This is a genomic window from Streptomyces sp. NPDC026673, assembly GCF_040638135.1.
Classification (GTDB): domain Bacteria; phylum Actinomycetota; class Actinomycetes; order Streptomycetales; family Streptomycetaceae; genus Actinacidiphila.
The window spans coordinates 23,165-49,951 of the sequence record NZ_JBEZXR010000037.1; the positions used below are offsets into that span (position 1 = coordinate 23,165).

The following is a 26,787-nucleotide window of genomic DNA, read 5'->3' on the forward strand; positions in this document are numbered from 1 at the left end:
CTGCGACACTGTGCATCACCTCGGGGCGGAACGCCAGTAGCGCACACGTGCCGCCCCGAAGTGTCGTCAGGTCAGGCGGGCGACGACCAGATCCCACACCTGCTCCGCGAGGGCCTCCTTGGGCCCGTACGGCACGGCGGTCTCGCTGCCGTCGGCGCCGAGCACGACGGCCTCGTTCTCCTCGGAGCCGAAGGCCTTGTGATCGCCTACCTCGTTGACGACCAGCAGGTCACAGCCCTTGCGGGCGAGCTTGGCACGACCGTTGGCCAGGACGTCGTCGGTCTCGGCGGCGAAGCCGACGACGATCTGGGCGGGGTGCGGCCGTTCGGCTGACAGCTCGGCGAGGACGTCGGGGTTGCGCACCAGCTCCACGGGCGCGGGCTCCTCGCCGTCCTTCTTCTTGATCTTGCCCTCGGCGTAGCGGGCCGGCCGGAAGTCGGCGACGGCGGCAGCCATCACGACCGCGTCGGCGTCGGAGGCGGCCTTCAGGACGGCCTCGCGCAGCTGCACCGCGGTGCCGACGCGCACGACGTCGGCCCCGGCCGGGTCGGCGAGGCCGGTGTTGGCGGCGATCAGGGTGACCCGGGCGCCCCGGGCGAGCGCCGTGCGGGCGAGGGCGTAGCCCTGCTTGCCGGACGAGCGGTTGCCCAGGTAGCGGACCGGGTCGAGGGGCTCGCGGGTGCCGCCGGCGCTGATCACCACATGGCGGCCGGCCAGGTCGGCCTCCAGGGCGCGGGGACCGCGCAGCAGCACCCGGCGGCAGGCCTCGAAGATCTCGGACGGGTCGGGCAGTCGTCCCTTGCCGGTGTCGACGCCGGTGAGGCGGCCGACCGCGGGCTCGACGACGATCGCGCCGCGGCGGCGCAGCGTCGCCACGTTCTCCTGGGTGGCGGCGTGCTCCCACATCTCGGTGTGCATCGCGGGCACGAACACCACGGGACAGCGCGCGGTGAGCAGGGTGTTCGTCAGCAGGTCGTCGGCGAGACCGTGGGCGGCCTTGGCGAGCACGTCGGCGGTGGCCGGGGCGACCACGACGAGGTCGGCGCCCTGCCCGATGCGCACGTGCGGCACCTCGTGGACGCTCTCCCACACCTCGGTCGCGACCGGGTTCCCGGACAGCGCCGACCAGGTGGCCTCACCGACGAAGTGCAGCGCCGAGGCCGTGGGAACGACCTTCACGTCGTGACCGGACTCGGTGAAGCGGCGCAGCAGCTCGCACGCCTTGTAGGCGGCGATCCCGCCGCTCACACCCAGGACGACCTGTGGCTTTCCCATCGCCTCTCCCGCGTGGTGTTGGACCCGTGTGCGTACTACCCCATGACACACCACGGGCCCGGCGGCCGTGCCGCCGGGCCCGTGGTGGGACGCCTGGGCGTGATTACTGGGCCGGGCCCTCGATGGCCTCGGAGGTCAGCAGGCCCGCGTTGATCTCGCGCAGCGCGATCGACAGGGGCTTCTCGTGCACGTGCGTGTCCACGAGCGGGCCGACGTACTCGAGCAGACCCTCGCCGAGCTGCGAGTAGTACGCGTTGATCTGACGGGCACGCTTGGCCGCGTAGATCACGAGGCTGTACTTCGAGTCGGTGGCCTCGAGCAGCTCGTCGATCGGCGGGTTGATGATGCCCTCGGGTGAGGTGATGGAAGAGGACACGCTCTACCTTCCGATTGGGTGCAAAAAGATCAGACTACGGCCATCAAGGCTAGCAGCTCGCGCGCGACGTCCTCGACGGAGGTGTTGACCAGGGTGGTGTCGAACTCAGGCTCGGCCGCCAGCTCGATCCGCGCGGCCTCCAGCCGGCGCTCGATGACCTCGGGCGGTTCGGTGCCCCGGCCGGTGAGCCGGCGGACCAGCTCGTCCCAGCCGGGCGGCGCGAGGAAGACCAGCTGCGCCTCGGGCATCGACTCGCGGACCTGGCGGGCGCCCTGCAGATCGATCTCCAGCAGGACCGGCTCCCCGGCCTCCAGGCGCTCCAGCACCGCCTGGCGCGGCGTGCCGTACCGGTTCCCCGCGAACTCGGCCCACTCCAGCAGTTCGCCGTTGGCGACGAGCTTGTCGAACTCGTCGTTCTCGACGAAGAAGTAGTGCACCCCGTGCTTCTCACCGGGGCGGGGCTTGCGGGTGGTGGCCGAGACGGAGAGCCACACCTCGGGGTGGACTGTGCGCATATGAGCGACGACCGTGCTCTTGCCGACCCCCGAGGGGCCGGAGAGCACGGTCAGCCGCGGACGTTCACTCATGGAGCGATTATCCCGGTTCCCGGAGGGTGCTGGGAACGTCAGGCAGCGGGGCTGCCGAACTCGCGCTCCAGGGACGCGATCTGGTTGGAGCCGAGCCCACGGACCCGGCGGCTCTCGGAGATGCCGAGCCGCTCCATGATCTGCTTGGCGCGGACCTTGCCCACGCCGGGCAGGGACTCCAGGAGGGCGGAGACCTTCATCTTGCCGATGACGTCGTTCTCCTGGCCCTGCTTGATGACCTCGTGCAGCGAGGCGCCGGAGTGCTTGAGCCGATTCTTGACCTCGGCGCGCTCCCGGCGAGCCGCGGCGGCCTTCTCGAGCGCGGCAGCGCGCTGTTCAGGGGTAAGGGGCGGAAGAGCCACGCCTACGTCACCTCGGAAGTAGAACTGTCGGATACGGATCGGTGTGGAACCTAGTCGCCCCCCACCTGCAGGGGCAACGTGAAACGCGCAGCTTGCGCGCTCTCGACGGAGACTAGCGGCCCCAGCGGCGTCAGTCAGCGCAAACAAGAAGAAAAGTCCTGGTCAGCGTCAACCGACCAGGACTTTTCGGACAAATCTGCGCAGGTTTCCGGACGTCTTGACCGCTACTTGACGACTTCGGCGAGCTGTGCGACCTCGCGTTCCGCCGCTTCGCGCAGTGCGGAGACCGACGGTCCGAGCTTCAGTACGCCACGGCTGACACTCGGCACGACATTGCGCACGGCCTCCCCGAAGACCCGCGGCAGGTCGGCCGCGGTCGCTCCCTGGGCCCCGATGCCGGGGGCGAGCAGGGGCCCGTTCACGGCGAGGTCCACACCCGCCTCGTCGAGGGTCGCTCCCACGACCGCGCCGACCGATCCGAGCGGCCGGTCGCCCTCGTTCTCCGCCGCGATGTGGTTCAGCATCACCTGGGCGAGGGACATGCCGCCCGCCGCGGTTGACCGCTGCACTTCGGCGCCCTCCGGATTGGAGGTCAGGGCGAGCACGAAGACGCCGCTGCCGCTCGCCCGGGCCGCGTCAAGGGCGGGGCGCAGCGAGCCGAAGCCCAGGTACGGGCTGACGGTGACCGCGTCCGAGAACAGCGACGAGGCCGGGTCGAGGTAGGTGGCGGCGTACGCGGCCATGGTGGAGCCGATGTCGCCGCGCTTGGCGTCCATCAGCACCAGCGCGCCCGCGGCGCGGGCCTCGGCGACGGCCGTCTCCAGGACGGCGATGCCGCGCGAGCCGAAGCGCTCGAAGAAGGCGCTCTGCGGCTTGAGGACGGCGACCCGGTCGGCCAGCGCCTCCACCACGGTGCGCGTGAAGCGTTCCAGGCCGGCGATGTCGTCCTGCAGTCCCCACGCGGAGAGCAGCGAGGAGTGCGGGTCGATGCCGACGCAGAGCGGCCCGCGGGTGTCCATGGCGCGGCGCAGCCGCGCGCCGAAGGGCTCGGGGTTCATCGCGGGGTGTCCGCCTTCCGGGTCTCGGCGCCGACGGCGTCGGCGAGGGTGGCGTACGGGCTGGCCTGCAGCAGTGCGGCGAGGTCCCGGTGGACCGTGCGGCACCAGAAGGGCCCCTGGTAGACGAAGGCGCTGTAGCCCTGGACGAGGGTGGCGCCGGCCAGGATGCGCTGCCAGACGTCCTCGGCGGTCTCGACGCCGCCCACGCCGACGAGGGTGATGCGGTCCCCGACGCGGGCGTACAGCCGGCGCAGCACCTCCAGGGAGCGCTCCTTGAGGGGGGCGCCGGACAGCCCGCCGGTCTCCTTGACCAGCGCGGCGTCCGAGCGCAGGCCGAGGCCGTCGCGGGCGATGGTGGTGTTGGTGGCGATGACGCCGTCGAGGCCGAGTTCGAGGGCGAGGTCGGCGACGGCGTCCACGTCCTCGTCGGCGAGGTCGGGGGCGATCTTCACCAGCAGGGGGACGCGGCGGTCGGTCACGGTGCGGTCGGCGGCCTCCCGCACGGCGCTGAGCAGCGGCCGGAGGTGGTCGACGGCCTGCAGGTCGCGCAGTCCGGGGGTGTTGGGCGAGGACACGTTGACGACGAGGTAGTCGGCGTGCCGGGCCAGTCGCTCGGTGGAGGTGACGTAGTCGGCGACCGCCTCCTCCTCCGGGACGACCTTGGTCTTGCCGATGTTGACGCCGACCGTCGTCGGGAAGACCGCCTTGCGGGCGGCCAGGCGCTCGGCGACCGCCGCGGAGCCCTCGTTGTTGAAGCCCATGCGGTTGATCAGGGCGCGGTCGGCGACCAGGCGGAAGAGCCGCTGCCTGGGGTTGCCCGGCTGCGGCAGGGCGGTGACGGTGCCGATCTCGACATGGTCGAAACCGAGCATGGTGAGCCCGTCGATGCCGACGGCGTTCTTGTCGAAGCCGGCGGCCAGCCCGAAGGGGCCGTGCATCCGGCGGCCCAGGGCCTCGGTGCGCAGTGCGCGGTGCCGCGGGGCGAGCAGCGCGGCGGCGAGGGTGCGCAGGACGGGGATTCGGGCGGCGAGGCGGATCCAGCCGAAGGCGAGGTGGTGGGCCTGCTCGGGGTCGAGGCGCTTGAAGAACAGGTTGAACAGCAGGGAGTACATGCGGGGCCTTCCACGGCGGGCGGACTGAGGGCTCGTGAAGAGGGGGACACCGGATCGGTGTCCCCCTCTTCGGCCTACGCCTCGCGGGCGGCGGTCAGGCGTTCCGCGTGCTCTTGCAGGGAGCGGACCCCGACGTCGCCCCGGTTCAGCGCGTCGACGCCCTGGACGGCGGCGGCGAGCGCCTGCACCGTCGTCAGGCACGGGACTCCGCGGGCGACGGCCGCGGTGCGGATGTCATAGCCGTCGAGACGGCCGCCGGTGCCGAACGGGGTGTTGACGATGAGGTCGATGGCGCCCTCGTGGATGAGCTCGACGATGGTCGGCTCGCCGTTGGGGCCGGTGCCCTCGCTCTTCTTGCGCACCACGGTGGCCTCGATGCCGTTGCGCTTGAGCACCTCGGCGGTGCCGGAGGTGGCCAGCAGCTCGAAGCCGTGCTCCAGCAGCGCCCGGGCCGGGAAGATCAGCGCGCGCTTGTCGCGGTTGGCGACCGAGACGAAGGCGCGGCCCTTGGTCGGCAGCGCGCCATAGGCGGCGGCCTGCGACTTGGCGTACGCCGTGCCGAAGACCGAGTCGATGCCCATGACCTCGCCCGTGGAGCGCATCTCCGGGCCGAGGACGGTGTCGACGCCCCGGCCGTGCACGTCGCGGAAGCGGCTCCAGGGCAGCACGGCCTCCTTGACGGAGATCGGCGCGTCCAGCGGCAGGGTGCCGCCGTCGCCCTGGGCCGGGAGCAGGCCCTCGGCGCGCAGCTCGGCGATGGTCGCGCCGAGCGAGATGCGCGCGGCCGCCTTGGCGAGCGGGACCGCCGTCGCCTTGGAGGTGAAGGGGACCGTGCGGGAGGCGCGCGGGTTGGCCTCGAGCACATAGAGGATGTCCCCGGCCAGGGCGAACTGGATGTTGATCAGGCCCAGGACGCCGACGCCCTTGGCGATGGCCTCGGTGGAGGTGCGCAGCCGCTTGATGTCGTGGCCGCCGAGGGTGATCGGGGGCAGGGCGCACGCGGAGTCGCCGGAGTGGATGCCGGCCTCCTCGATGTGCTCCATGACGCCGCCGAGGTAGAGCTCGTGGCCGTCGTAGAGCGCGTCGACGTCGATCTCGATGGCGTCGTCGAGGAAGCGGTCGACCAGCACGGGGCGGTCCGGGCCGATCTCGGTGGACTCGGCGATGTACGAGGCGAGGCGGGTCTCGTCGTAGACGATCTCCATCCCGCGGCCGCCGAGCACGTACGAGGGCCGGACCAGGACCGGGTAGCCGATCTCGTCGGCGATGGCCTTGGCCTCCTCGAAGGTGGTGGCCGTGCCGTGCTTGGGGGCGGGCAGGCCCGCCCGGGCCAGGACGCGGCCGAAGGCGCCGCGGTCCTCGGCGAGGTGGATGGCCTCGGGCGAGGTGCCGACGACGGGCACGCCGTTGTCCTTCAGCGCCTGGGCGAGGCCGAGCGGGGTCTGGCCGCCGAGCTGGACGACGACGCCCGCGACGGGGCCGGCCTGCTGCTCCGCGTGGACGATCTCCAGCACGTCCTCCAGGGTGAGCGGCTCGAAGTACAGCCGGTCGGAGGTGTCGTAGTCGGTGGAGACGGTCTCGGGGTTGCAGTTGACCATGACGGTCTCGTAGCCCGCGTCGCTCAGCGCGAAGGAGGCGTGCACGCACGAGTAGTCGAACTCGATGCCCTGGCCGATGCGGTTGGGGCCGGAGCCCAGGATGATCACCGCGGGCTTCTCGCGCGGCGCGACCTCGCTCTCCTCGTCGTAGGACGAGTAGAAGTACGGGGTGCGCGCGGCGAACTCGGCGGCGCAGGTGTCGACCGTCTTGTAGACCGGCCGGACCCCGAGCGCGTGCCGGACCTCGCGGACGACGTCCTCGCGCAGGCCGCGGATCGCGGCGAGCTGCGCGTCGGAGAAGCCGTACCGCTTCGCCTCGGCCAGCAGCTCGGGGTCGAGCTTGTCCGCGGCGGCCAGCTCGTCGGCGATCTCCTTGATCAGGAAGAGCTGGTCGACGAACCACGGGTCGATCTTCGTGGCGTCGAAGACCTCCTGCGGGGTGGCCCCGGCGCGGATCGCCTGCATGACGGTGTTGATCCGGCCGTCGGTGGGGCGCCGGGCGGCCAGCAGCAGCTCGCCCTTGTCGCCGGGAGCGCCGGTGAAGGCGAACTGGCTGCCATTCTTCTCCAGGGAGCGCAGCGCCTTCTGCAGGGCCTCGGGGAAGTTGCGGCCGATGGCCATGGCCTCGCCGACCGACTTCATGGTGGTGGTGAGGGAGGCGTCGGCGGCCGGGAACTTCTCGAAGGCGAAGCGCGGCACCTTCACGACGACGTAGTCGAGCGTCGGCTCGAAGGAGGCCGGGGTCTGCTCGGTGATGTCGTTGGGGATCTCGTCGAGGGTGTAGCCGACGGCGAGCTTGGCGGCGATCTTGGCGATCGGGAAGCCCGTCGCCTTGGAGGCGAGCGCCGAGGAGCGGGAGACGCGCGGGTTCATCTCGATGACGATGACCCGGCCGTCCTCGGGGTTGACGGCGAACTGGATGTTGCAGCCGCCGGTGTCGACGCCGACCTCGCGGATCACGGCGATGCCGACGTCGCGCAGCACCTGGTACTCGCGGTCGGTGAGCGTCATCGCGGGCGCGACGGTGATGGAGTCGCCGGTGTGCACGCCCATGGGGTCGAAGTTCTCGATGGAGCAGACGACCACGACGTTGTCGTGCTTGTCGCGCATCAGCTCCAGCTCGTACTCCTTCCAGCCGAGGATGGACTCCTCCAGGAGCACCTCGGTGGTCGGCGAGAGCGTCAGGCCCTGGCCGGCGATGCGGCGCAGTTCCTCCTCGTCGTGGGCGAAGCCGGAGCCGGCGCCGCCCATGGTGAAGGAGGGGCGGACGACGACCGGGTAGCCGCCCAGGGTGTCGACTCCGGCCAGCACCTCGTCCATGGTGTGGCAGATGACCGAGCGGGCGGACTCGCCGTGGCCGATCTTGGTGTTGACGGCCTTGACGACCTCCTTGAACAGGTCGCGGTCCTCGCCCTTGTTGATCGCCTCGACATTGGCGCCGATCAGCTCGACGCCGTACTTGTCGAGGACGCCCGCCTTGTGGAGGGAGATCGCGGTGTTGAGCGCGGTCTGGCCGCCCAGGGTGGGCAGGAGCGCGTCGGGGCGCTCCTTGGCGATGATCTTCTCGACGAACTCCGGGGTGATCGGCTCCACATAGGTGGCGTCGGCGATCTCCGGGTCGGTCATGATCGTGGCCGGGTTGGAGTTGACCAGAATCACCCGCAGGCCCTCGGCACGCAGGACGCGGCAGGCCTGGGTGCCGGAGTAGTCGAACTCGGCGGCCTGGCCGATGACGATCGGGCCGGAGCCGATGACCAGGACGGACTGGATATCGGTGCGCTTAGGCACGCTGGCCCTCCATGAGCTTCACGAAGCGGTCGAACAGGTACGCGGCGTCGTGCGGACCTGCGGCGGCCTCGGGGTGGTACTGGACGCTGAAGGCGGGGGTGTCGAGCAGCCGAAGGCCCTCGACCACGTTGTCGTTGAGGCACACATGGGAGACCTCGACCCGCCCGTACGGGGTGTCGGTGACCTGGTCGAGCGGCGCGTCCACGGCGAAGCCGTGGTTGTGGGCGGTGACCTCGACCTTGCCGGTGGAGCGGTCCTGCACCGGCTGGTTGATGCCGCGGTGGCCGTACTTCAGCTTGTAGGTGCCGAAGCCGACGGCGCGGCCGAGCAACTGGTTGCCGAAGCAGATGCCGAACAGCGGGGTCTTCCGCTCCAGGACGCCCTGGATGACGGCCAGGTCGGCGGTGGCCGGGTCCCCGGGGCCGTTGGAGAGGAAGACGCCGTCGGGCTCGACCGCGTAGACCTCGTCCAGGGTGGCGCCGGCGGGCAGGACGTGCACCTCGATGCCGCGTTCGGCCATCCGCTGCGGGGTCATGCCCTTGATGCCGAGGTCGATGGCGGCGACGGTGAACTTCTTCTCGCCGATCGCCGGGACGACGTACGGCTCCTTGGTGGCGACCTCGGCGGAGAGGTCGGCGCCCTTCATCTGGGGGCTCGCCTGCACCGCGGCCAGGAGCGCGGCCTCGTCGGCCTGCGCCTTGTCGCCGGAGAAGATGCCGACCCGCATCGCGCCGCGCTCGCGCAGGTGGCGGGTGAGGGCGCGGGTGTCGATGCCGCTGATGCCGACGACGCCCTGGCGGGTCAGCTCCTCGTCCAGGGTGCGGCGGGAGCGCCAGTTGGAGGGCACACGGGCGGGGTCGCGGACGACGTAGCCGGCCACCCAGATGCGGGAGGACTCGGGGTCCTCGTCGTTGACGCCGGTGTTGCCCACGTGCGGGGCGGTCATGACGACGACCTGGCGGTGGTACGAGGGGTCGGTCAGGGTCTCCTGGTAGCCGGTCATCCCGGTGGAGAAGACGGCCTCGCCGAAGGTCTCCCCCACGGCCCCGTAGGCGCGGCCGCGGAAGGTGCGGCCGTCCTCCAGGACGAGTACGGCAGGGACCCGGGCGGGCCGCTGGGTGGAGGTCGTCATCGTGCGCCTTCCTGGTCGTGCGTGAGAGTGTTCAGGGCCTCGACCCACGCGGCGTGCCCGGCGGCGTGGTCCGAGCGGAAGCCGGAGTCGATCAGCCGGTCGCCGTGCGCCCAGGTGACCACCAGCAGGCCGCCCTCGGTGAGGACCTTGCCGGCGATGCCCTTGTCGAGGCGGGCGCCGCGCAGGTCCGCGGCGGGGACGAAGAAGCTCGGCGCGCCGGTGCGGACGACGTTCAGCCCCTGGTCGGTGAGGGTGAGCTCGACCCGGCTGCGCACGCCGAGGCCGTGGGCGACGATCCGGTCCAGCCACTGCCCCGCGGTGGTGCTGCCGTGGTAGCGGCCACTCGTCGTCAGCATGGCGAGCCGGGGCTCGCCGGGCTCCTCGGGCGCGGTGGGCAGGGCGGGCAGGTCGCTCTGGAGGGTGGCGCGCCACTTCCAGCCCTGGCGCATCAGCCAGTACAGGAGGGCGACGAAGAGCAGGAGCCCGATGACCCAGCCGATGCGCTCGGCCCAGTCGGTGACCTGGGCGGAGTGCTTCTCCTCCGCCGCGATGAGTACCAGTGGTGTCACGTGAGCTTCCCGTCCATGAGCGTCGCCTTGCCCCGCAGGAAGGTCGCGAACACCTGGCCCGGCAGCTCCAGACCCTCGTAGGGGGTGTTGCGGCTGCGGGAGGCGAAGCCCGCGGGATTCACCTCACCACGGTATGCCGGATCGACCAGGGTCAGGTTGGCGGGCTCACCAGCCGAGACGGGCCGTCCGTGACCGGAGAGGCGGCCGATCGCCGCGGGGCGGAAGGACATCCGGTCAGCGACGCCGGCCCAGTCGAGCAGCCCGGTGTCGACCATCGCGTGCTGGACGACCGACAGCGCCGTCTCCAGGCCGACCATGCCCATGGCCGCCGCGCCCCACTCGCAGTCCTTGTCCTCGTGCGGGTGCGGGGCGTGGTCGGTGGCCACGCAGTCGATGGTGCCGTCGGCGAGCGCCTCGCGCAGCGCCATGACGTCGGCCTCGGTGCGCAGCGGCGGGTTGACCTTGTAGACCGGGTTGTAGGTGCGCACCAGCTCGTCGGTGAGCAGCAGGTGGTGCGGGGTGACCTCGGCCGTGACGTCCCAGCCCTTGGACTTGGCCCAGCGGACGATCTCGACCGAGCCGGCCGTGGACAGGTGGCAGATGTGCACCCGGGAGCCGACGTGCGCGGCGAGCAGCACATCACGAGCGATGATCGACTCCTCGGCGACGGCCGGCCAGCCGGTCAGGCCCAGTTCGCCGGAGACGACGCCCTCGTTCATCTGGGCGCCCTCGGTCAGGCGGGGCTCCTGGGCGTGCTGGGCCACGACGCCGTCGAAGGCCTTCACGTACTCCAGGGCGCGGCGCATGATCACGGCGTCGTCCACGCACTTGCCGTCGTCGGAGAAGACGCGCACTCCGGCGGCGGAGTCGGCCATCGCGCCGAGTTCGGCGAGCTTCTTGCCCTCCAGGCCCACGGTGACGGCGCCGACCGGCTGGACGTCGCAGTAGCCGTGCTCGCGGCCGAGGCGCCAGACCTGCTCGACGACGCCCGCGGTGTCGGCGACCGGGAAGGTGTTGGCCATCGCGTGGACGGCGGTGTAGCCGCCCGCGGCAGCCGCGCGGGTGCCGGTGAGGACGGTCTCGGAGTCCTCACGGCCGGGCTCGCGCAGATGGGTGTGGAGGTCCACGAGGCCGGGGAGGAGGATCCGGCCCTCGGCCTCGACCACGGTGGCGCCCTCGGGGGCGGTCAGGCCCGGGCCGATCTCGGCGATGGTCTCGCCGTCGATCAGGACGTCCTGCGGCTCACCGCCGAGGATCCTCGCGCCGCGGATCAGTGTCCTCGGGGTCGCGCTCATGTTCACTTGCTCTCCTCGGTGCGGGCGGGGGCGGTGGCGGGGCCGGACACGGCGGGCTCGGCGCCGCCGAGCAGCAGGTACAGGACGGCCATGCGGATGCTGACGCCGTTCTTCACCTGCTCGACGGCGGTGCAGCGCGGCGAGTCGGCGACCTCGGCGGTGATCTCCATCCCGCGGTTCATCGGGCCGGGGTGCATGACGACGGCGTGGTCGGGCAGGGCGGCCATGCGGATGCCGTCGAGACCGTAGCGGCGGGAGTACTCGCGCTCGGTGGGGAAGAAGGCGGCGTTCATGCGCTCGCGCTGGACGCGCAGCATCATCACGGCGTCGGACTTGGCGAGCACCGCGTCCAGGTCGTAGGAGACCTCGCAGGGCCAGTTCTCGACGCCGATGGGCAGCAGCGTGGGCGGCGCCACCAGGGTGACCTCGGCGCCGAGCGTGTTGAGCAGCAGCACATTGGAGCGGGCCACCCGGCTGTGCAGCACGTCGCCGACGATCGTGATGCGGCGCCCGGCGAGGTCGCGGCCGGGGCCGGACAGGTGGCGGCGCATGGTGAAGGCGTCCAGCAGGGCCTGCGTGGGGTGCTCGTGGGTGCCGTCGCCGGCGTTGACGACGCTGCCGCCGATCCAGTCGGAGTACGCCAGCCGGTGCGGGGCGCCGGACATGTGGTGGCGGATGACCACGGCGTCGGCGCCCATCGCCTCCAGGGTGAGGGCGGTGTCCTTCAGGGACTCGCCCTTGGACACGGAGGAGCCCTTGGCGGAGAAGTTGATGACGTCGGCCGACAGGCGCTTGGCGGCGGCCTCGAAGGAGATGCGGGTGCGGGTCGAGTCCTCGAAGAAGAGGTTGACGACGGTGCGGCCGCGCAGGGTCGGCAGCTTCTTGATGGGACGGTCGGCGACGCGTGCCATCTCCTCGGCGGTGTCGAGCACGAGGAGGGCGTCGTCGCGGGTGAGGTCGGCGGCCGAGATCAGGTGGCGCTTCATCGGGTCACTCCGGAGGATGCGTGCGGGGGCGGACTGGGTGGCGGCGCGCCACGTCTCCCGGGCAGGCCGGTGGCGGGGACGGGCGGGCAGGGCGCTGCCCCGGAAGCCGGGGCGGGGCTCGCGCTACTCGTCCGCCGGGGAGCCGTCGCGTACGCCGAGCAGGACGCAGTCGCGCCCGTCCTCCTCGGTCAGATGGACCTTGACGGTCTCGCGCAGCGAGGTGGGGATGTTCTTGCCGACGTAGTCGGCCCTGATGGGCAGCTCGCGGTGGCCGCGGTCGACCAGGACGGCCAGCTGCACGGCGCGGGGACGGCCGATGTCGCCCAGCGCGTCGAGGGCGGCGCGGATCGTGCGGCCGGAGAAGAGCACATCGTCGACGAGGACGACCAGCCGGCCGTCCACGCCGTCGGCCGGGATCTCGGTGCGGGCGAGCGCGCGCGCAGGACCGAGCCGCAGGTCGTCGCGGTACATGGTGATGTCGAGCGAGCCGACCGGGACCTTGCCACCGGTGATGCCGTCGAGCTTGTCGGCGAGTCTGCGGGCCAGGTGGACCCCGCGGGTCGGGATGCCGAGGAGCACCACGTCGTCGGCGCCCTTGGCGCGTTCGACGATCTCGTGGGCGATGCGGGTGAGCACCCGCGCGATGTCCGGGGCCTCGAGCACGGGCCGGGCCGGATCGGAACCGGTTGTGGTCATGGAAAAGGGACCTCCTTCCCCGCCTCACGGGACGGGCCTTAAAGGACGCCAAAACGTACGGGTCAACCGTATCAGGCACCCTGGCGCACTCCCCGGCGGGGTCTGGCGAGCGCCTGGCGCGGCCTTCGGGCCGGGACCGCCGCCCGTACCACGATCGACTGCGGATCCCGGCCGAAAGGCCGGTGACCGGCCATTCCTCGCTCTTCCGGGGGACCGGTGTGGACCATTCGGCTTGACGGATTCCAATTACGCTGCGTAACCTCACAGTGAGTTACTGAGTTTCCGTCCGGGGAGCCATATGTCCAGCGATTACGCCAAGCAGCTCGGAGCGAAGCTCCGCGCCATCCGCACGCAGCAGGGACTCTCCCTCCACGGTGTCGAGGAGAAGTCCCAAGGCCGCTGGAAGGCCGTGGTGGTCGGTTCCTACGAGCGCGGCGACCGCGCCGTGACCGTGCAGCGCCTTGCCGAGCTCGCCGATTTCTACGGCGTTCCGGTTCAGGAGCTGCTGCCCGGTTCCGCGCCGGGCGGTGCCGCCGAGCCGCCGCCGAAGCTCGTCCTCGACCTCGAGCGTCTGAGCCAGGTGCCGTCCGACAAGGCCGGCCCGCTGCAGCGTTACGCCGCCACGATCCAGAGCCAGCGCGGCGACTACAACGGCAAGGTGCTGTCGATCCGCCAGGACGACCTGCGCACCCTCGCCGTCATCTACGACCAGTCGCCCTCGGTCCTGACCGAGCAGCTGATCAGCTGGGGCGTCCTCGACGCGGACGCGCGGCGCGCGGTGCAGCACGAGGAGGGCTGACACCCTCGGGAAGCAGAAACGTCCCGCCCCTTGGGCACGGCCGCGAGGCCGTACCCAAGGGGCGTTCGTGTTCGTGCCGGCGGCGACGGCCTCGCGGCAGCCCGGACATGCCACGGGCCCGGAACGCGGGGCGTTCCGGGCCCGGTGGGCCATACAGGGCGGCTGGGCCGCAGAGGGCGGCCCTACTCCCCCCGGAGGTCCGGCTTCAGCTCCTTGAGACGGGCCAGCAGACCGTTCACGAACGAGGGCGACTCGTCCGTCGAGAACTCCTTGGCCAGCTGCACGGCCTCGTCCAGGACGACGGCGTCGGGGACGTCGTCCTCCCAGATCAGCTCGTAGGCGCCGAGCCGCAGGATGTTCCGGTCGGTCACCGGCATCCGGTCGAGGGTCCAGCCCACGGCGTGCTTCGACAGCAGTTCGTCGATGCGCCGCGCCCGTTCGGCGTAGCCCTCGACGAGCTGCATCGTGTATTCGCTGACCGGCGGCTGCCGGTCGTCGGTCCGCGCGAGCCTGATCCAGTCGGCCATGGCGGTCTTGGGGTCGACACCCCGCTGCTCCGCCTCGAAGAGAATCTGGAAGGCGCGCTTGCGGGCCTTGTTACGAGCGGCCACGGTTAGCTGGTCACCCGGCCGAGGTACTCACCCGAACGGGTGTCGACCTTGATCTTCTCACCGGTGGTGATGAAGAGCGGGACACCGATCTCGTAACCGGTCTCCAGCTTGGCGGGCTTGGTGCCGCCCGTGGAGCGGTCGCCCTGCACGCCGGGCTCGGTGTACTCGATGACGAGCTCGACGGCGGCCGGCAGCTCGATGTAGAGGGGGGCGCCCTCGTACATGGCGACGACGGCCTCGAAGCCCTCCAGGAGGAAGTGGGCGGCGTCGCCGACGACCTCGGGGCTGATGTAGACCTGGTCGTACGTGTCCATGTCCATGAACACGAAGCTCTCGCCGTCCTTGTAGGAGAACTGCATCCCGCGCTTGTCGACGTTGGCCGTCTCGACCTTCACGCCGGCGTTGAAGGTCTTGTCGACGACCTTGCCGGAGAGCACGTTCTTGAGCTTCGTACGGACGAAGGCGGGGCCCTTGCCGGGCTTGACGTGCTGGAACTCGACGACGGACCAGAGCTGGCCGCCGTCGAGCTTGAGCACGAGGCCGTTCTTGAGGTCGTTCGTGGTGGCCACGGTTGCGGAATCTCCTGCACTGCTGCTTCGGGGACCCGGAGCCGCGACCGCCCGCTACAGGGCGAGCAGCTCCTTGGTCGTGATGGTGAGTAGCTCGGGCCCGCCGTCCGTCGGGGGACGTACGACGAGTGTGTCGTCAATGCGGACACCGCCGCGGCCCGGGATGTGGACTCCCGGTTCGACGGTGACCGGCATGCAAGCGTCCAGTTTACCCATGGCCGAGGGGGACAACCGAGGGTCCTCGCCGATCTCCAGTCCGACGCCGTGTCCGGTGGTCTCCCCCAGCGCCTCGCCATGGCCCCCGGACTCCAGGATGTGGCGTGCCGCGCGGTCCACATCGCGGCAGGCGGCGCCCGGTGCCAGGGCCTCGCGGCCGGCCCGCTGGGCGGCGAAGACCAGGTCGTACAGCTCGATCTGCCAGTCCGCGGGCGTGGTGCCGATGACGAAGGTGCGCCCCACCTCGCAGCGATAGCCCCGGTAGCAGGCGCCCAGGCAGACGGTGAGGAAGTCGCCCTCCTCGACCCGCCGGTCGGTGGGCAGATGGCGCGCCGCGCCCGAGTGGGGGCCCGTGCCGACGCAGGTGGGGAAGGCCGGGCCGTCGGCCCCGTGGTCGATCAGGCGGCGCTCCAGCTCCAGGGCGAGGTGGCGTTCGGTGCGGCCCACCAGGATCGACTCCAGGAGCTCGCTGAGCGCCTGGTCGGCGATCTCGGCGGCGATCCGCAGCGCGGAGATCTCCTGCTCGTCCTTGACCAGGCGGAGCTGCTCCACGGCCGAACCGAGGTCGGACAGGCGTACGCCGGGGGCCGCGCCGCCGACCGCCCGGTGCCGCGCCACGGTCAGGTGGTGCTCCTCGACGGCCAGGGCCTCCGCCTTGCGGTCCGCGGCCAGCGCGGCCGCGGTGACCGCCGGATCCCCCTCCGGGCCGGACAGGACGACGCCCCGCACGTCGTCCGGAAGCCGGCCCTCGGCCAGATCGCCGGACGGATGACGGTGGTGGACCAGGACGTCCTCGGGGCCGGGCCCCACCAGCAGCACGGTCCCCGGCGGGGCGCAGCCCGTCAGATAGCGGACGTTGGCGGGACGGGAGACGAGCGCCGCCGCCGATCCGGCCGCCGCGCAGCGGTCCCGGAGGCGTTCCCTGCGGGCAGCGTGCACCTCGGACATGTGGCGAGCGTACGTCGCGTCCCGCCGGTCGGCCTGTCGAGAGCCGCCGGGGTGGAGCCGGCCCGCGGCTACCAGGCGGGCGGGCCCTGGAGACTGCGGGTGACGACCTGGTCGAGGGCGCCCGCAGCCGCCGCGACGTCGAGGTGGGAGTTGTCGATGATGGGCAGCCCGGAGCCGTACCAGCCGGCCATCCGGCCGTGGATACGGGCGACCTCCTCGTCCGAGAGCCGCCGGTTCCCGCTGCGCTGGGCGTTCCGGGCCAGCACGACGTCGAGGCCGGGGAGGAGGACGACGGGCAGCAGGCCGGGGCCGACGTGGCGCTTCCAGCCGCCGAGGCCGACGACCGGGCGGTCGGGGAAGACGGCGTCGTCGATGATGCAGGAGATGCCGTTCGCGAGGAAGTTGCGGGCGGCGAAACCGCAGGTGCGGCGGGCGAGGCGGTACTGGGCCTCGGAGTTGTCGTTCCATCCGGACTGGGGGTCGGCGAAGCCCGAGCGGACCCACTCGCGGACGTCGTCCAGGCTGATGTGGGCGGTGGGGACGCCCCGGTGGTCGGCCCAGTGCCGTGCGATGGTCGTCTTGCCCGCGCCGGCCGCGCCGATCAGCAGGACCGCCACGGGACCGCGCGTGCCGTGCGGCAGTGCGGCGCCGCCGCTGCCGGCGGGCTGGGCGGGCGGCTGAACCGGGTGCTGGACGGGAGTCCCGTGGGCCATCGGGAAGTGGCCGGTGGTGCCCGGGGGCTGCGGCGGCCCTGGCTGCCCGGCCGGCTGCCCGCCGTGCGGCGGTGGCAGCGGCGCACCCACGGCATGCTGCATCGAGGCCCACTCCGTCCGTACAAGAGCTTTCAGGTTCGACCGAACGGTACCGTCAACGGCCGTAGTTGTGTGAACGGCCGGGCACCCCGCGGGGTGCCCGGCCGTTCGGAATCCCTGATCCCGTGCGACGCCTTCGCTACGCGGAAATCTCCGCATAGGCGGCGAGGAGCACCCCCGGGTCGGGAGCCTCCAGGACGGTCGGCTTAGCGAGGCCGTCCAGGACGATGAAGCGCAGCCGGTCGGCGCGCGACTTCTTGTCCACCTTCATCGTCTCCAGCAGCCGCGGCCACTGGTCGCCGCGGTAGGTCAGCGGCAGGCCGACGGACTCCAGGACGGAACGGTGCCGGTCGGCGGTGGCGTCGTCCAGGCGCCCGGCGAGGCGGCCCAGCTCGGCAGCGAAGACCATGCCGATGGAGACGGCCGCTCCGTGCCGCCAGTTGTAGCGCTCGTTCTTCTCGATGGCGTGGCCGAGGGTGTGGCCGTAGTTGAGGATCTCGCGCAGGCCGGACTCCTTGAGGTCGGCGGAGACCACCTCGGCCTTGACGCGGATGGCCCGCTCCAGCAGCTCCGCGGTGTGCGGGCCCTCGGGGCTGCGGGCCGCGGCCGGGTCCCGCTCGATCAGCTCCAGGATCACGGGGTCGGCGATGAAACCGGCCTTGATGATCTCGGCGAGGCCGCTGACGTAGTCGTTGACCGGCAGCGACTCCAGGGCCGCGAGGTCGCAGATCACCCCGGCGGGCGGGTGGAAGGCGCCGACGAGGTTCTTGCCCTCGGCGGTGTTGATGCCGGTCTTCCCGCCGACCGCGGCGTCCACCATGCCGAGCACCGTGGTCGGCACGGCGACCCAGCGCACCCCGCGCAGCCAGGTGGCCGCGACGAAGCCCGCGAGGTCGGTGGTGGCGCCGCCGCCGACGCCGATGACGACATCCGTCCGGGTGAATCCGGACTGGCCCAGCGCCCGCCAGCAGTACGCCGCGACCTCGGCGGTCTTGGCCTCCTCCGCGTTGGGCACCTGGATGGCGACGGCCTCGTAGCCCTGCTCCGCCAGGTCCTCGCGCAGCGCCTGGCCGGTGGCCTCCAGCGCCTCGGGGTGGATGACGGCGACCCGCGCCGCCTTGTCGCCGATCAGGCCCGGCAGCTCGCCGAGCAGCTGCCGGCCGACCAGCACCTCGTACGGCTCGGTGCCGGCGCTACCCCCGACCAGGATGCGGATGGGGGCGTGGGCGGCGTGCTCCGTCATGCGTTCTTCAGCTCCAGTGCGTCCAGGACGGCGTCCGCGACGTCCTCGGGGGTACGGCCCTCCGTGCTGACCACGGCGCGGGCGACCTCGGTGTACAGCGGGCGGCGGGCATCCATCAGCTCCCGCCACTGCCGCCGCGGGTTGACGGCCAGCAGCGGGCGGGCGGTGTCGAGGCCGACGCGCTTGACGGCCTCGGCGACGTCCATGTCGAGGAAGACCACGGGCAGCCCCGTGAGCAGCTTTCGGGTGTCCTCGGCGAGGATCGAACCGCCGCCCAGGGCGAGCACACCCGGGTGCTCGGCGAGCGCGGAGCGGACCGCCTCGGCCTCCAGCACGCGGAAGTGCTCCTCGCCGTCCTCGACGAAGATGTCGGAGATCGGCCGGCCCTCGGCCTCGACGATGTCGGCGTCGGTGTCGCGGCAGGTGGTGCCGAGCCGCTCGGCGAGCAGCTCGCCCACGGTGGTCTTGCCGACCCCCATCGGGCCGACCAGGACGACGACCGGGCCGCTCATCGGATCGCCAGGTTGTCGAGGTAGCCCCGGACGTTGCGCCGCGTCTCGGCGACGCTGTCCCCGCCGAACTTCTCCGCGACCGCATCCGCCAGGACGAGGGCGACCATCGCCTCGGCGACGATGCCCGCGGCCGGAACGGCGCAGACGTCCGAGCGCTGGTGGTGGGCCTGAGCGGCCTCACCGGTGGTCACGTCCACGGTGGCCAGGGCGCGCGGCACGGTGGCGATGGGCTTCATCGCGGCGCGCACCCGCAGCAGCTCGCCGGTGCTCAGACCGCCCTCGGTGCCGCCGGAGCGGCCGGAGGAGCGCCGGATGCCGTCCTCGGTGGAGACGATCTCGTCGTGCGCCTGGGAGCCGGGGACGCGGGCGAGCTCGAAGCCGTCGCCGACCTCGACGCCCTTGATGGCCTGGATGCCCATCAGGGCGGCGGCCAGACGCGCGTCCAGCCGCCGGTCCCAGTGCACATGGCTGCCGAGGCCGACGGGCACGCCGTAGGCCAGGACCTCGACGACGCCTCCGAGGGTGTCGCCGTCCTTGTGGGCCTGGTCGATCTCGGCGACCATCCGCTTGCTCGCGTCGGCGTCGAGGCAGCGCACGGGGTCGGCGTCGAGCTTCTCGACGTCGGCGGGGGTCGGGTAGACGCCGTACGGGGCCCTGGCCGAGGCGAGCTCCACGACGTGGGAGACGATCTCGATGCCGGCCGTCTCCTTCAGGTAGGAGCGGGCCACCGCGCCGAGCGCGACGCGGGCGGCGGTCTCACGGGCGGAGGCGCGCTCGAGGATCGGCCGGGCCTCGTCGAAGCCGTACTTCTGCATCCCGGCGAGGTCGGCGTGACCGGGGCGCGGGCGGGTCAGCGGCGCGTTGCGGGCGAGCCCGGCGAGGATCTCGGGGTCGACCGGGTCGGCCGCCATGACCTGCTCCCACTTGGGCCACTCGGTGTTCCCGACCATGACCGCGACCGGGGAGCCGAGGGTCAGCCCGTGGCGCACGCCGCCGAGGAAGGTCACCTGGTCCTGCTCGAACTTCATCCGGGCACCGCGGCCATAGCCCAGCCGCCGCCGCGCGAGATGGTCCGCCACCATCGCGGTGGTGATCGGCACACCGGAGGGCAGACCCTCCAGCGTCGCGACGAGTGCGGGGCCGTGCGACTCCCCCGCTGTCAGCCAGCGCAACCTGCTCAACGGTGCTCGCTCCTTCTTCATCGCCCGGACCGCGGCGAGCGGACCGGACCATCCGTGCGTAATCCGATCCTTTCACGTCCCGGCGCGAAGGCGGGGCGCGGTCCGCTGGGCGGACATCGCGCCGGACACCGGCGGGCGGATCAGGAGCGGTGCAGCGCCGCCTCGCCGGCGGCCCGCATGGCCGCCAGGGGGGCGGGTTTCCGGCCGGTCATCAGCTCCACCTGCAGCACCGCCTGGTGCACGAGCAGGTCGAGCCCGCCGACGACGGCCCCGCCCCGCCCCGCCCAGGCGGCGGCCAGGGCGGTGGGCCACGGGTCGTACAGGACGTCGAAGAGCGTGCCGGGGCGCTCCGGGACGACGGCGGCGAGCGCGTCCGCGGTGCCGGTCGGGGTCGTGGAGATCACCAGGGGCGCGGCCAGGGCCTCGGCCGCCTCGTCCCACGCGGCCGTGCGCACGGGCACGCCGAGCCGCTCGCCCCACTGCCGCATCTCGCCCGCGCGGACGTCGCTGCGCACATACGCGGTGACCTCGCCGTCGCAGATCTGCGCCAGCGCCGCGAGCGCCGAGGAGGCGGTCGCCCCGGCGCCGAGGACGGCGGCGGACGGGACGCGTCCGACCCCCCGCTCGCGTAGGGCGGCCACCATCCCGGGGATGTCGGTGTTCTCACCGAGGCGGCGGCCGTCCTCAGTGAGGACCAGCGTGTTGACGGCCTCCACGGCCGCGGCGGTGTCACCGACCTCGTCCAGCAGCGGGATGACCGCACGCTTGAGCGGCATGGTCAGCGACAGCCCCGCCCACCGCTCCCCGCCCCCGGCCAGGGAGTCCAGGAAACCGGGCAGCGCCGCCTCGTCGACCTCGAAGCGGTCGTACGTCCAGTCGGCCAGTCCCAGCTCCGCGTAGGCGGCGCGGTGCAGTACCGGTGAGAGCGAGTGCGCGATGGGCGATCCGAGAACCGCGGCTCTAGGCATGCGCGGCCCCCTGCGGGTTCTTCGACATGGCCTGGCCTGGTCCCCTCAGCTGCGCGACGTCCGGCGATCCGGGCCGTCCCTGTCCGGCCGGCGGCGACCGGGGACGGCCCGGTCGAGTCTAGGGCCTCAAGATCGGCCCCGGTCCGGGCAGCGCCGGGCGCGGCACGGGGAGACCTTCCCCGTGCCGCGCCCGGATGAAGGCTCAGCCGTTGTGCTTCTTGTTGAACTCCCGCGCGAGCTTGTCGTGCTCCGCGAGCGTCTCGGTGAACTTGGTCGTGTGCCCGTCGAGGGAGATGAAGTAGTACCAGTTGCCCTTTTCGGGATCCATGGCCGCGGCCAGCGCCTTCGCGCCGGGGTTGCCGATCGGCCCCGGCGGGAGCCCCCGGTAGTAGTACGTGTTGTAGGGGTCGTCGAACGTACGGAGCTCCTTGAGCGAGAGATTGATCTCGCTCTGGTTCTTCAGGTAGTTGTACGTCGAGTCGAACTCGAGCTTGCCGTTGGTCTCGGTGTTGGTCGGCTTGAGGCGGTTGTAGACGACCCGCGACATCTTCCGGAAGTCCTCGTTCGACTTGCCCTCGGCCTGCACCAGGCTGGCCAGGGTGACGACCTGCAGCGGTGACTCCAGCCCCAGCTTCTCGGCCTTCGCCTCCACGTCGAACTTGGCGTACTGCTTCTTGGCGTTGCCGACCATGGTGCGGAGCAGGTCGACGGGCTTGGTGTCCTTGCCGACGCTGTAACGGCTCGGCCAGAGGAAGCCCTCCAGCGGATCCTTGATCTCCTTGTTGTCGTCCGCCCAGTCGGGCAGCCCGAGCTTGCCGATGTCGTCCTCGGCGACCTTGGCGGTGGTGCCCTTGTCGAGCCCCAGCTTGGCGTCGACGATCGCGTAGATCTGCACGTCGCGCAGGCCCTCGGCGATGACCAGGACGTTCTGCGACTTCGGGTCGAGCATCATCGTGACGGCGCTGGACGCGGACATCCCCTCGTGCAGGACGTAGACGCCCGCCTGGATGGAGCCGCCCTCGGGGTCCTTGCTGACGGCCGCGGTGAAGGCGTCGACGCTCTTGACGACGCCCGCCTTCTTGAGGATGTTGCCGATCTGGATACCGCTCGCGCCCTGCGGGATCTCGACCTGGACCTCGCCGCTGCCCTTCCCCGCGAAGTCCGGCGGCGGGCCGAAGTTGCTCTGGTAGTACTGGTAGCCGAACCAGCCGACGCCGGCGATGCCGCCACCGAGGACGACGAGGACGACCAGGCACGCCATGCCGCTGCGGCGCTTCTTGGCGCCCTTCCCGCCCTTGCCGTCCTTTCCTGCACGGCCGCGCCGGTCGCCGCGAGCGGGTGGCAGGTCGTCGTCGTCCTCGTCGCCGCCGCCGGAGAAGAAGGAGTGGTCGTCGGCGGCCCCGGTCTCGTCGTCCCACAGCGGGGCCTCCGGCTCGGCCGGCTGGGGCCGCTGAGGCCGCCGCGGAGCCCCCTGCTGGGGCTGGGGCGGCTGCTGCTGTTGCGGCTGCTGCTCGTACGGGGGCTGCTGCTGGTACGAGGTCTGCTGATCCGGGTAGCGCTGGTCGGGCCGCTGGGGGGGCGGGTAGCCGCCCTGCCCGTAGTAGTCGGGCTGCTGCCGGCCGCCGTAGCCGTCGGTGCCGTTGCCGTATCCGGCCGGGGCACCCCAGGAGTCGTACTGCTGCTGCTGAGGGTCGTACGGGTACTGCTGCTGCTGACCCGTGCCGCCGTAGGTGTCCCAACCGTCCTGCTGTTGATACTGGGGCTGCTGCTGGTACTGCTGCTGCTGTTGCTGTTGCTGTTGCTGTTGCTGTTGCTGTTGCTGTTGCTGGTACTGCTGTTGCGCTTGTTGCTGCTGGTACTGGGAATACTGCTGGTGCTGGGGATGCTGGTGTTGCTGCTGAGAGTGCTGCTGCTGTCCCCACTGATCGCCGAAGAGAGGGTCTTCGGGGTGCCATGCATCGGAGCCTGGGCTCCGGCCATAGTCAGTCATCGATCCCCTACGGTTCGGTTCGCGAGGCGGCAGCAGGCCGGCGCTTGTGGCGCGGGCGGGCGGGTTCCGTCCCGTCGGCACCCACGGGTCCAGCTGTGGAGCCGCCGTGCTGCGCGGAACGTTACCGTACCGCGATCAGATAAACGGTTCGACGCTCTCGCCCGGCTCTTTACCAGACACCCGTTCGGTCTCGAGGGCGCTCTGCAGGATGACCACCGCGGCGGCCTGGTCGACGACGGAACGTCCCTTCTTGGCCTTGACGCCCGAAGCGCGCAGCCCCTGAGTGGCCGTGACGGTCGTCATCCGCTCGTCAACGAGGCGCACCGGAACGGGGGAGATGATCTTCGCCACACCCTGGGCGAAGTCGCGGGCCTTGGCCGCGGCCGGCCCCTCCCGCCCGCTGAGCGAGCGGGGCAGGCCGACCAGCACCTCGATCGGCTCGTACTCCTCGATGATCTGCGCGATCCGGCGGCGCGCGGCCGGGACGTCCCGGCCGGGCACCGTCTCGACGGGCGTGGCGATCAGCCCGTCGGGGTCGCAGGAGGCGACCCCGATACGGGCGTCCCCGACGTCGATCGCGATCCTGCGACCCCTGCGCATCATCGTCCTCAGGCCGTCTCGGCGACCAGTCGCTGCACGGCGGCGATGGCCTCGCCGACCGCGTCGGCGTTCTGACCGCCGCCCTGGGCGACGTCCGGCTTGCCGCCACCGCCGCCGCCGAGGGTCTTGGCGGCGGTACGGACCAGGTCGCCGGCCTTCAGGCCGCGCTCGCGAGCCGCCTCATTGGTGGCGATGACGGTCAGCGGGCGGTCGTTCGCCACGGTGAACAGGGCCACGACGGCAGCACGGCCGCCGCTGATCCGCTGGCGGACGTCGAGCACGAGCTTGCGCAGGTCGTCGGCACTGGTGCCGTCCGGCACCTGGCCGGTGACCAGGGCGACGCCCTTGACGTCCTGGGCGGAGTCGGCGAGCCCGGCGGCCGCCTGCAGGACCTTCTCGGCGCGGAAGCGCTCGATCTCCTTCTCGGCCTCCTTGAGCTTGGCGAGCATGCCGGAGATCTTCTCCGGGAGCTCCTCCGGGCGGCCCTTGACCAGCTGCTGGAGCTGGGCGACGACCGTGTGCTCGCGGGCGAGGAAGTTGTACGCGTCCACGCCGACCAGGGCCTCGACGCGGCGCACGCCGGAGCCGATCGAGGACTCGCCGAGCAGCTTCACCAGGCCCAGCTGGGCGGTGTTGTGGACGTGCGTACCGCCGCACAGCTCCTTGGAGAAGTCGCCGATGGTCACGACGCGCACCCGCTCGCCGTACTTCTCGCCGAACTCGGCGATGGCGCCCTGCTTCTTGGCCTCGTCGATGCTCATGATCTCGGCGGTGACGTCGAGTTCGCGGGAGAGCACGGCGTTGATCTTCTGCTCGACGTCCGTCAGCACGCTGCCCGGCACGGCGGTCGGCGAGCCGAAGTCGAAGCGGAAGCGGCCCGGGGAGTTCTCCGAACCGGCCTGGGCCGCCGTGGGGCCGAGCGCGTCGCGCAGCGCCTGGTGGGTGAGGTGGGTGGCGCTGTGGGCGCGGGCGATGGCACGGCGGCGGCCGAGGTCGATCTTGGCGAAGGCGGCGGATCCGACGGTGATCTCGCCGACCTGGACGCTGCCCTTGTGCACGGTGACTCCCGGCACGGGCTGCTGCACGTCGCGCACCTCGATGACGGCGCCCGAGTCGGTGCGGATACGGCCGGTGTCGGCGAGCTGGCCGCCGCCCTCGGCGTAGAAGGGGGTGCGGTCCAGGATGACCTCGACCTCGTCGCCCTCGTTGGCGGCGGGCGACGGCACGCCGTCCACCAGCAGGCCGACGACCGAGGCCTCGCCCTCGTTGTCGGTGTAGCCGGTGAACACCGTCGTGCCGGCGGCGTCGGCGACGGCCCGGTACGCCGACATGTCGACGTGGCCGCTCTTCTTCACCAGGGCGTCGGCCTTGGCGCGGTCCCGCTGCTCCTTCATCAGGCGGCGGAAGCCGTCCTGGTCCACCGACAGGCCCTGCTCGGCGGCCATTTCGAGGGTGAGGTCGATCGGGAAGCCCCAGGTGTCGTGGAGCAGGAAGGCCTTGTCGCCGGCGAGCACGCCGGAACCCGCGGCCTTGGCCTCGGTGACGGCGGTGTCCAGCACATTGGTGCCGGCCTTCAGCGTCTTGAGGAAGCGGGCCTCCTCGGCGAGGGCGACCGTCTCGATGCGCTTGCGGTCCTCGATGAGCTCCGGGTACTGCTGGCCCATCGTCTTGATGACGGTGTCGACGAGGTCGCCGACCACCGCGTCCGTGGCGCCCAACAGCCGCATGTTGCGGATGGCGCGGCGCATGATGCGGCGCAGCACATAGCCGCGGCCCTCGTTGCCGGGGGTGACGCCGTCGCCGATGAGCATGACCGAGGTGCGCATGTGGTCGGCGACGACGCGCAGCGAGACGTCCGACTCGTGGGCCGCGCCATAGGCGACGCCCGTGAGCTCGGTGGCCTTGTCGATGACGGCGCGCAGGGTGTCGGTCTCGTACATGTTCTGCACGCCCTGCAGGATCATGGCGAGACGCTCGAGGCCGAGGCCGGTGTCGATGTTCTTGGCGGGCAGGTCCCCGAGGATCGGGAACTCCTCCTTGCCGGTTCCCTCACCGCGCTCGAACTGCATGAAGACCAGGTTCCAGATCTCCACGTACCGCTCGTCGTTGACGGCCGGGCCGCCCTCGACGCCGAACTCCGGGCCGCGGTCGTAGTTGATCTCGGAACACGGGCCGCAGGGTCCGGGGACGCCCATGGACCAGAAGTTGTCCTTCATGCCCAGGCGCTGGATGCGCTCGGCGGGCACGCCCACGACGTCGCGCCAGATCTGCTCGGCCTCGTCGTCGTCCTTGTAGACGGTGATCCACAGCCGCTCGGGGTCGAGGCCGTAACCGCCGTCCGCCACGGGAGTGGTGAGCAGCTCCCAGGCGAACTTGATGGCGCCTTCCTTGAAGTAGTCGCCGAAGGAGAAGTTGCCGCACATCTGGAAGAAGGTGCCGTGACGCGTGGTCTTGCCGACCTCTTCGATGTCGGGCGTGCGGACGCACTTCTGCACGCTGGTGGCGCGCGGGAAGGGCGGCTTGACCTCACCCAGGAAGTAGGGCTTGAACGGGACCATGCCCGCGGGCACCAGAAGGAGCGTCGGGTCGTCGGCGATGAGCGACGCCGACGGCACGACGGTGTGCCCGCGCTCTTCGAAGAAGCGCAGCCAGCGGCGGCGGATTTCTGCCGACTCCATCAGTGTTCGTCCTTCCGGTGGTGGTACGTGATCGCCGGCCGCGGGGCCGGCATGTCGAGATCGGTGGCCGTGTGGCCCAGTTGGTCGTTGAGCTGTTCCTCGCGCTCGGCCATGCCGGCGCGGACGTCCTGTGCGAAGGTGCGCAGCCGGTCCCCGGCCTCGAGGGCCTTGTCGGCCGCCTTCGCGGCGAGGCTCTCGGGCGTCAGGCTGCGGATCTTGCGATGGACCTTGTTGGTGGCCCACACCCCGGCGGCGGCACCGGCGGTGAACCAGAAGGCACGGCGGAACATGGCAGGTCAGCCCCTTGACTTACGGCTGCGGGCGGACGGGAGCGTCCGGCCGACGACCACGGTGCGCTTCTTGCCCGCGCCCTTGGTCTGGAGGGTGACCGCGCGCCGCACGCCGTAGCCGAAGGCCGCGACCTTCACCAGGGGGCCACCGAAGGTGGAGGCGACGGTCGTGGAGAGGGCGGAGGCGTTGGCGGTCACCTCGGCGACGTCGGAGGTGATGGTGTCCACCCGGGCCAGCTGGGCGTGGGCGGAGCGGACCGCCTCGGAGGCCTCGCCGAGCAGCGGCACGGCCTGGTCGGTCACCTCCGCCACGAGGCGGGTGGCCTGCCGGAGCACCTGCGCGAGCCGCACGAGCGCCACGGCGAGGAACGACACCAGGATCGCCCAGAAGACGGCCACGATGAGGCCGGCCACCTCTCCACCGGACACGCTGCCACTCCCTCGGATCCACCGCGCCAACCAGGTACAGATCAGATACCGACCTTATCGCGACGGGCAGCTCGCTCCGTACCGCATTGCGGGCGGGCGGCGCCCCC

The 26,787-nt window shown here is 71.6% G+C and carries 26 protein-coding genes; 1 reads left to right on the top strand and 25 read right to left on the bottom strand.

Features of this window, described 5'->3' with window-relative positions:
- Positions 1–66: 66 nt before the first annotated feature.
- The 12 genes from coaBC to pyrR all read right to left on the bottom strand — a co-directional run bounded on the left by coaBC (position 67) and on the right by pyrR (position 12,834).
- Positions 67–1,275, bottom strand: coding sequence for a bifunctional phosphopantothenoylcysteine decarboxylase/phosphopantothenate--cysteine ligase CoaBC (coaBC, locus tag AB0F62_RS24015; RefSeq protein WP_361802597.1), 1,209 nt, complete (start codon positions 1,273–1,275; stop codon positions 67–69).
- A gap of 103 nt (positions 1,276–1,378) precedes the next feature.
- Positions 1,379–1,651, bottom strand: a complete 273-nt coding sequence (gene rpoZ / locus AB0F62_RS24020; protein WP_361802600.1) for a DNA-directed RNA polymerase subunit omega — start codon at positions 1,649–1,651, stop codon at positions 1,379–1,381.
- A gap of 29 nt (positions 1,652–1,680) precedes the next feature.
- The gene (gmk, locus tag AB0F62_RS24025; RefSeq protein ID WP_361802603.1) at positions 1,681–2,238 is read right to left on the bottom strand and encodes a guanylate kinase; all 558 of its coding nucleotides are present in this window, start codon (positions 2,236–2,238) and stop codon (positions 1,681–1,683) included.
- A gap of 38 nt (positions 2,239–2,276) precedes the next feature.
- The gene (locus tag AB0F62_RS24030; protein WP_018564176.1) at positions 2,277–2,600 is read right to left on the bottom strand and encodes an integration host factor; all 324 of its coding nucleotides are present in this window, start codon (positions 2,598–2,600) and stop codon (positions 2,277–2,279) included.
- Between the two features lie 224 nt (positions 2,601–2,824).
- On the bottom strand, positions 2,825–3,658 hold the full coding sequence (gene pyrF / locus AB0F62_RS24035) for an orotidine-5'-phosphate decarboxylase (RefSeq protein WP_361802607.1): 834 nt from the start codon (positions 3,656–3,658) through the stop codon (positions 2,825–2,827).
- The gene (locus tag AB0F62_RS24040) at positions 3,655–4,770 is read right to left on the bottom strand and encodes a quinone-dependent dihydroorotate dehydrogenase (protein WP_361802610.1); all 1,116 of its coding nucleotides are present in this window, start codon (positions 4,768–4,770) and stop codon (positions 3,655–3,657) included. The genes pyrF and AB0F62_RS24040 overlap by 4 nt, the downstream gene beginning before the upstream one ends.
- Before the next feature lie 74 nt (positions 4,771–4,844).
- Complete coding sequence (gene carB, locus AB0F62_RS24045) at positions 4,845–8,156, bottom strand: carbamoyl-phosphate synthase large subunit (protein WP_361802613.1); 3,312 nt, start codon at positions 8,154–8,156, stop codon at positions 4,845–4,847.
- The gene (gene carA / locus AB0F62_RS24050; RefSeq protein ID WP_361802616.1) at positions 8,149–9,288 is read right to left on the bottom strand and encodes a glutamine-hydrolyzing carbamoyl-phosphate synthase small subunit; all 1,140 of its coding nucleotides are present in this window, start codon (positions 9,286–9,288) and stop codon (positions 8,149–8,151) included. Before carA ends, carB begins: the two co-directional genes overlap by 8 nt.
- Positions 9,285–9,857, bottom strand: coding sequence for a hypothetical protein (locus AB0F62_RS24055; RefSeq protein ID WP_361802619.1), 573 nt, complete (start codon positions 9,855–9,857; stop codon positions 9,285–9,287). Before AB0F62_RS24055 ends, carA begins: the two co-directional genes overlap by 4 nt.
- Complete coding sequence (locus tag AB0F62_RS24060) at positions 9,854–11,152, bottom strand: dihydroorotase (protein ID WP_361802622.1); 1,299 nt, start codon at positions 11,150–11,152, stop codon at positions 9,854–9,856. The genes AB0F62_RS24055 and AB0F62_RS24060 overlap by 4 nt, the downstream gene beginning before the upstream one ends.
- 2 nt (positions 11,153–11,154) lie before the next feature.
- Positions 11,155–12,138 carry an aspartate carbamoyltransferase catalytic subunit gene (locus AB0F62_RS24065; protein WP_361802625.1) on the bottom strand — a complete coding sequence of 328 codons (984 nt, stop codon included), beginning with the start codon at positions 12,136–12,138 and terminating at the stop codon, positions 11,155–11,157.
- A 123-nt stretch (positions 12,139–12,261) separates the two neighbouring features.
- The gene (gene pyrR / locus AB0F62_RS24070) at positions 12,262–12,834 is read right to left on the bottom strand and encodes a bifunctional pyr operon transcriptional regulator/uracil phosphoribosyltransferase PyrR (RefSeq protein ID WP_361802628.1); all 573 of its coding nucleotides are present in this window, start codon (positions 12,832–12,834) and stop codon (positions 12,262–12,264) included.
- 298 nt (positions 12,835–13,132) lie between these two features.
- Here pyrR and AB0F62_RS24075 point away from each other — a divergent pair, with 298 nt between their 5' ends.
- The gene (locus AB0F62_RS24075; protein ID WP_018564185.1) at positions 13,133–13,633 is read left to right on the top strand and encodes a transcriptional regulator; all 501 of its coding nucleotides are present in this window, start codon (positions 13,133–13,135) and stop codon (positions 13,631–13,633) included.
- A gap of 182 nt (positions 13,634–13,815) precedes the next feature.
- Here the strand turns inward: AB0F62_RS24075 and nusB are convergent, their stop codons facing one another.
- The 13 genes from nusB to AB0F62_RS24140 form a co-directional block, all read right to left on the bottom strand.
- On the bottom strand, positions 13,816–14,244 hold the full coding sequence (gene nusB, locus AB0F62_RS24080; protein WP_361802631.1) for a transcription antitermination factor NusB: 429 nt from the start codon (positions 14,242–14,244) through the stop codon (positions 13,816–13,818).
- A gap of 2 nt (positions 14,245–14,246) precedes the next feature.
- On the bottom strand, positions 14,247–14,813 hold the full coding sequence (gene efp / locus AB0F62_RS24085) for an elongation factor P (RefSeq protein ID WP_361802634.1): 567 nt from the start codon (positions 14,811–14,813) through the stop codon (positions 14,247–14,249).
- 54 nt (positions 14,814–14,867) lie between these two features.
- Complete coding sequence (locus AB0F62_RS24090) at positions 14,868–15,977, bottom strand: aminopeptidase P family protein (protein ID WP_361802637.1); 1,110 nt, start codon at positions 15,975–15,977, stop codon at positions 14,868–14,870.
- 68 nt (positions 15,978–16,045) lie between these two features.
- Positions 16,046–16,792, bottom strand: coding sequence for an AAA family ATPase (locus AB0F62_RS24095; protein ID WP_361802640.1), 747 nt, complete (start codon positions 16,790–16,792; stop codon positions 16,046–16,048).
- 136 nt (positions 16,793–16,928) lie between these two features.
- Positions 16,929–18,032, bottom strand: a complete 1,104-nt coding sequence (gene aroB / locus AB0F62_RS24100) for a 3-dehydroquinate synthase (RefSeq protein ID WP_361802643.1) — start codon at positions 18,030–18,032, stop codon at positions 16,929–16,931.
- Entirely contained in the window at positions 18,029–18,544 is a 516-nt protein-coding gene (locus AB0F62_RS24105; protein WP_361802646.1) for a shikimate kinase, read from the bottom strand. Before AB0F62_RS24105 ends, aroB begins: the two co-directional genes overlap by 4 nt.
- Entirely contained in the window at positions 18,541–19,725 is a 1,185-nt protein-coding gene (aroC, locus tag AB0F62_RS24110; RefSeq protein WP_361802649.1) for a chorismate synthase, read from the bottom strand. Before aroC ends, AB0F62_RS24105 begins: the two co-directional genes overlap by 4 nt.
- Positions 19,726–19,865: 140 nt before the next feature.
- A complete protein-coding gene (locus AB0F62_RS24115) occupies positions 19,866–20,693 on the bottom strand; it encodes a shikimate dehydrogenase (protein WP_361802652.1) in 828 nt (275 codons plus the stop codon).
- Positions 20,694–20,895: 202 nt separating this feature from the next.
- Positions 20,896–22,683, bottom strand: coding sequence for an endolytic transglycosylase MltG (gene mltG, locus AB0F62_RS24120; RefSeq protein ID WP_361802654.1), 1,788 nt, complete (start codon positions 22,681–22,683; stop codon positions 20,896–20,898).
- 135 nt (positions 22,684–22,818) lie between these two features.
- The gene (gene ruvX / locus AB0F62_RS24125) at positions 22,819–23,283 is read right to left on the bottom strand and encodes a Holliday junction resolvase RuvX (protein WP_361802764.1); all 465 of its coding nucleotides are present in this window, start codon (positions 23,281–23,283) and stop codon (positions 22,819–22,821) included.
- Positions 23,284–23,291: 8 nt separating this feature from the next.
- The gene (gene alaS, locus AB0F62_RS24130) at positions 23,292–25,961 is read right to left on the bottom strand and encodes an alanine--tRNA ligase (protein ID WP_361802657.1); all 2,670 of its coding nucleotides are present in this window, start codon (positions 25,959–25,961) and stop codon (positions 23,292–23,294) included.
- A complete protein-coding gene (locus AB0F62_RS24135; protein ID WP_361802660.1) occupies positions 25,961–26,251 on the bottom strand; it encodes a DUF6167 family protein in 291 nt (96 codons plus the stop codon). The genes alaS and AB0F62_RS24135 overlap by 1 nt, the downstream gene beginning before the upstream one ends.
- A 6-nt stretch (positions 26,252–26,257) precedes the next feature.
- Positions 26,258–26,680 carry a DUF948 domain-containing protein gene (locus AB0F62_RS24140; RefSeq protein WP_361802663.1) on the bottom strand — a complete coding sequence of 141 codons (423 nt, stop codon included), beginning with the start codon at positions 26,678–26,680 and terminating at the stop codon, positions 26,258–26,260.
- Positions 26,681–26,787 lie beyond the last annotated feature (107 nt).

What these genes read in the sequence shown, in the direction of transcription:
- carA (WP_361802616.1), bottom strand. Translation starts at nt 9,288, where the DNA reads ATGACGACCTCCACCCAGCGGCCCGCCCGGGTCCCTGCCGTACTCGTC.
- AB0F62_RS24065 (WP_361802625.1), bottom strand. Translation starts at nt 12,138, where the DNA reads ATGAAGCGCCACCTGATCTCGGCCGCCGACCTCACCCGCGACGACGCC.
- AB0F62_RS24115 (WP_361802652.1), bottom strand. Translation starts at nt 20,693, where the DNA reads ATGCCTAGAGCCGCGGTTCTCGGATCGCCCATCGCGCACTCGCTCTCA.
- mltG (WP_361802654.1), bottom strand. Translation starts at nt 22,683, where the DNA reads ATGACTGACTATGGCCGGAGCCCAGGCTCCGATGCATGGCACCCCGAA.
- aroB (WP_361802643.1), bottom strand. Translation starts at nt 18,032, where the DNA reads ATGACGGAGCACGCCGCCCACGCCCCCATCCGCATCCTGGTCGGGGGT.
- coaBC (WP_361802597.1), bottom strand. Translation starts at nt 1,275, where the DNA reads ATGGGAAAGCCACAGGTCGTCCTGGGTGTGAGCGGCGGGATCGCCGCC.
- AB0F62_RS24095 (WP_361802640.1), bottom strand. Translation starts at nt 16,792, where the DNA reads ATGCAGCATGCCGTGGGTGCGCCGCTGCCACCGCCGCACGGCGGGCAG.
- AB0F62_RS24105 (WP_361802646.1), bottom strand. Translation starts at nt 18,544, where the DNA reads ATGAGCGGCCCGGTCGTCGTCCTGGTCGGCCCGATGGGGGTCGGCAAG.
- ruvX (WP_361802764.1), bottom strand. Translation starts at nt 23,283, where the DNA reads ATGCGCAGGGGTCGCAGGATCGCGATCGACGTCGGGGACGCCCGTATC.
- pyrR (WP_361802628.1), bottom strand. Translation starts at nt 12,834, where the DNA reads ATGACCACAACCGGTTCCGATCCGGCCCGGCCCGTGCTCGAGGCCCCG.
- AB0F62_RS24060 (WP_361802622.1), bottom strand. Translation starts at nt 11,152, where the DNA reads ATGAGCGCGACCCCGAGGACACTGATCCGCGGCGCGAGGATCCTCGGC.
- gmk (WP_361802603.1), bottom strand. Translation starts at nt 2,238, where the DNA reads ATGAGTGAACGTCCGCGGCTGACCGTGCTCTCCGGCCCCTCGGGGGTC.
- AB0F62_RS24090 (WP_361802637.1), bottom strand. Translation starts at nt 15,977, where the DNA reads ATGTCCGAGGTGCACGCTGCCCGCAGGGAACGCCTCCGGGACCGCTGC.
- AB0F62_RS24075 (WP_018564185.1), top strand. Translation starts at nt 13,133, where the DNA reads ATGTCCAGCGATTACGCCAAGCAGCTCGGAGCGAAGCTCCGCGCCATC.
- pyrF (WP_361802607.1), bottom strand. Translation starts at nt 3,658, where the DNA reads ATGAACCCCGAGCCCTTCGGCGCGCGGCTGCGCCGCGCCATGGACACC.
- AB0F62_RS24040 (WP_361802610.1), bottom strand. Translation starts at nt 4,770, where the DNA reads ATGTACTCCCTGCTGTTCAACCTGTTCTTCAAGCGCCTCGACCCCGAG.
- AB0F62_RS24135 (WP_361802660.1), bottom strand. Translation starts at nt 26,251, where the DNA reads ATGTTCCGCCGTGCCTTCTGGTTCACCGCCGGTGCCGCCGCCGGGGTG.
- alaS (WP_361802657.1), bottom strand. Translation starts at nt 25,961, where the DNA reads ATGGAGTCGGCAGAAATCCGCCGCCGCTGGCTGCGCTTCTTCGAAGAG.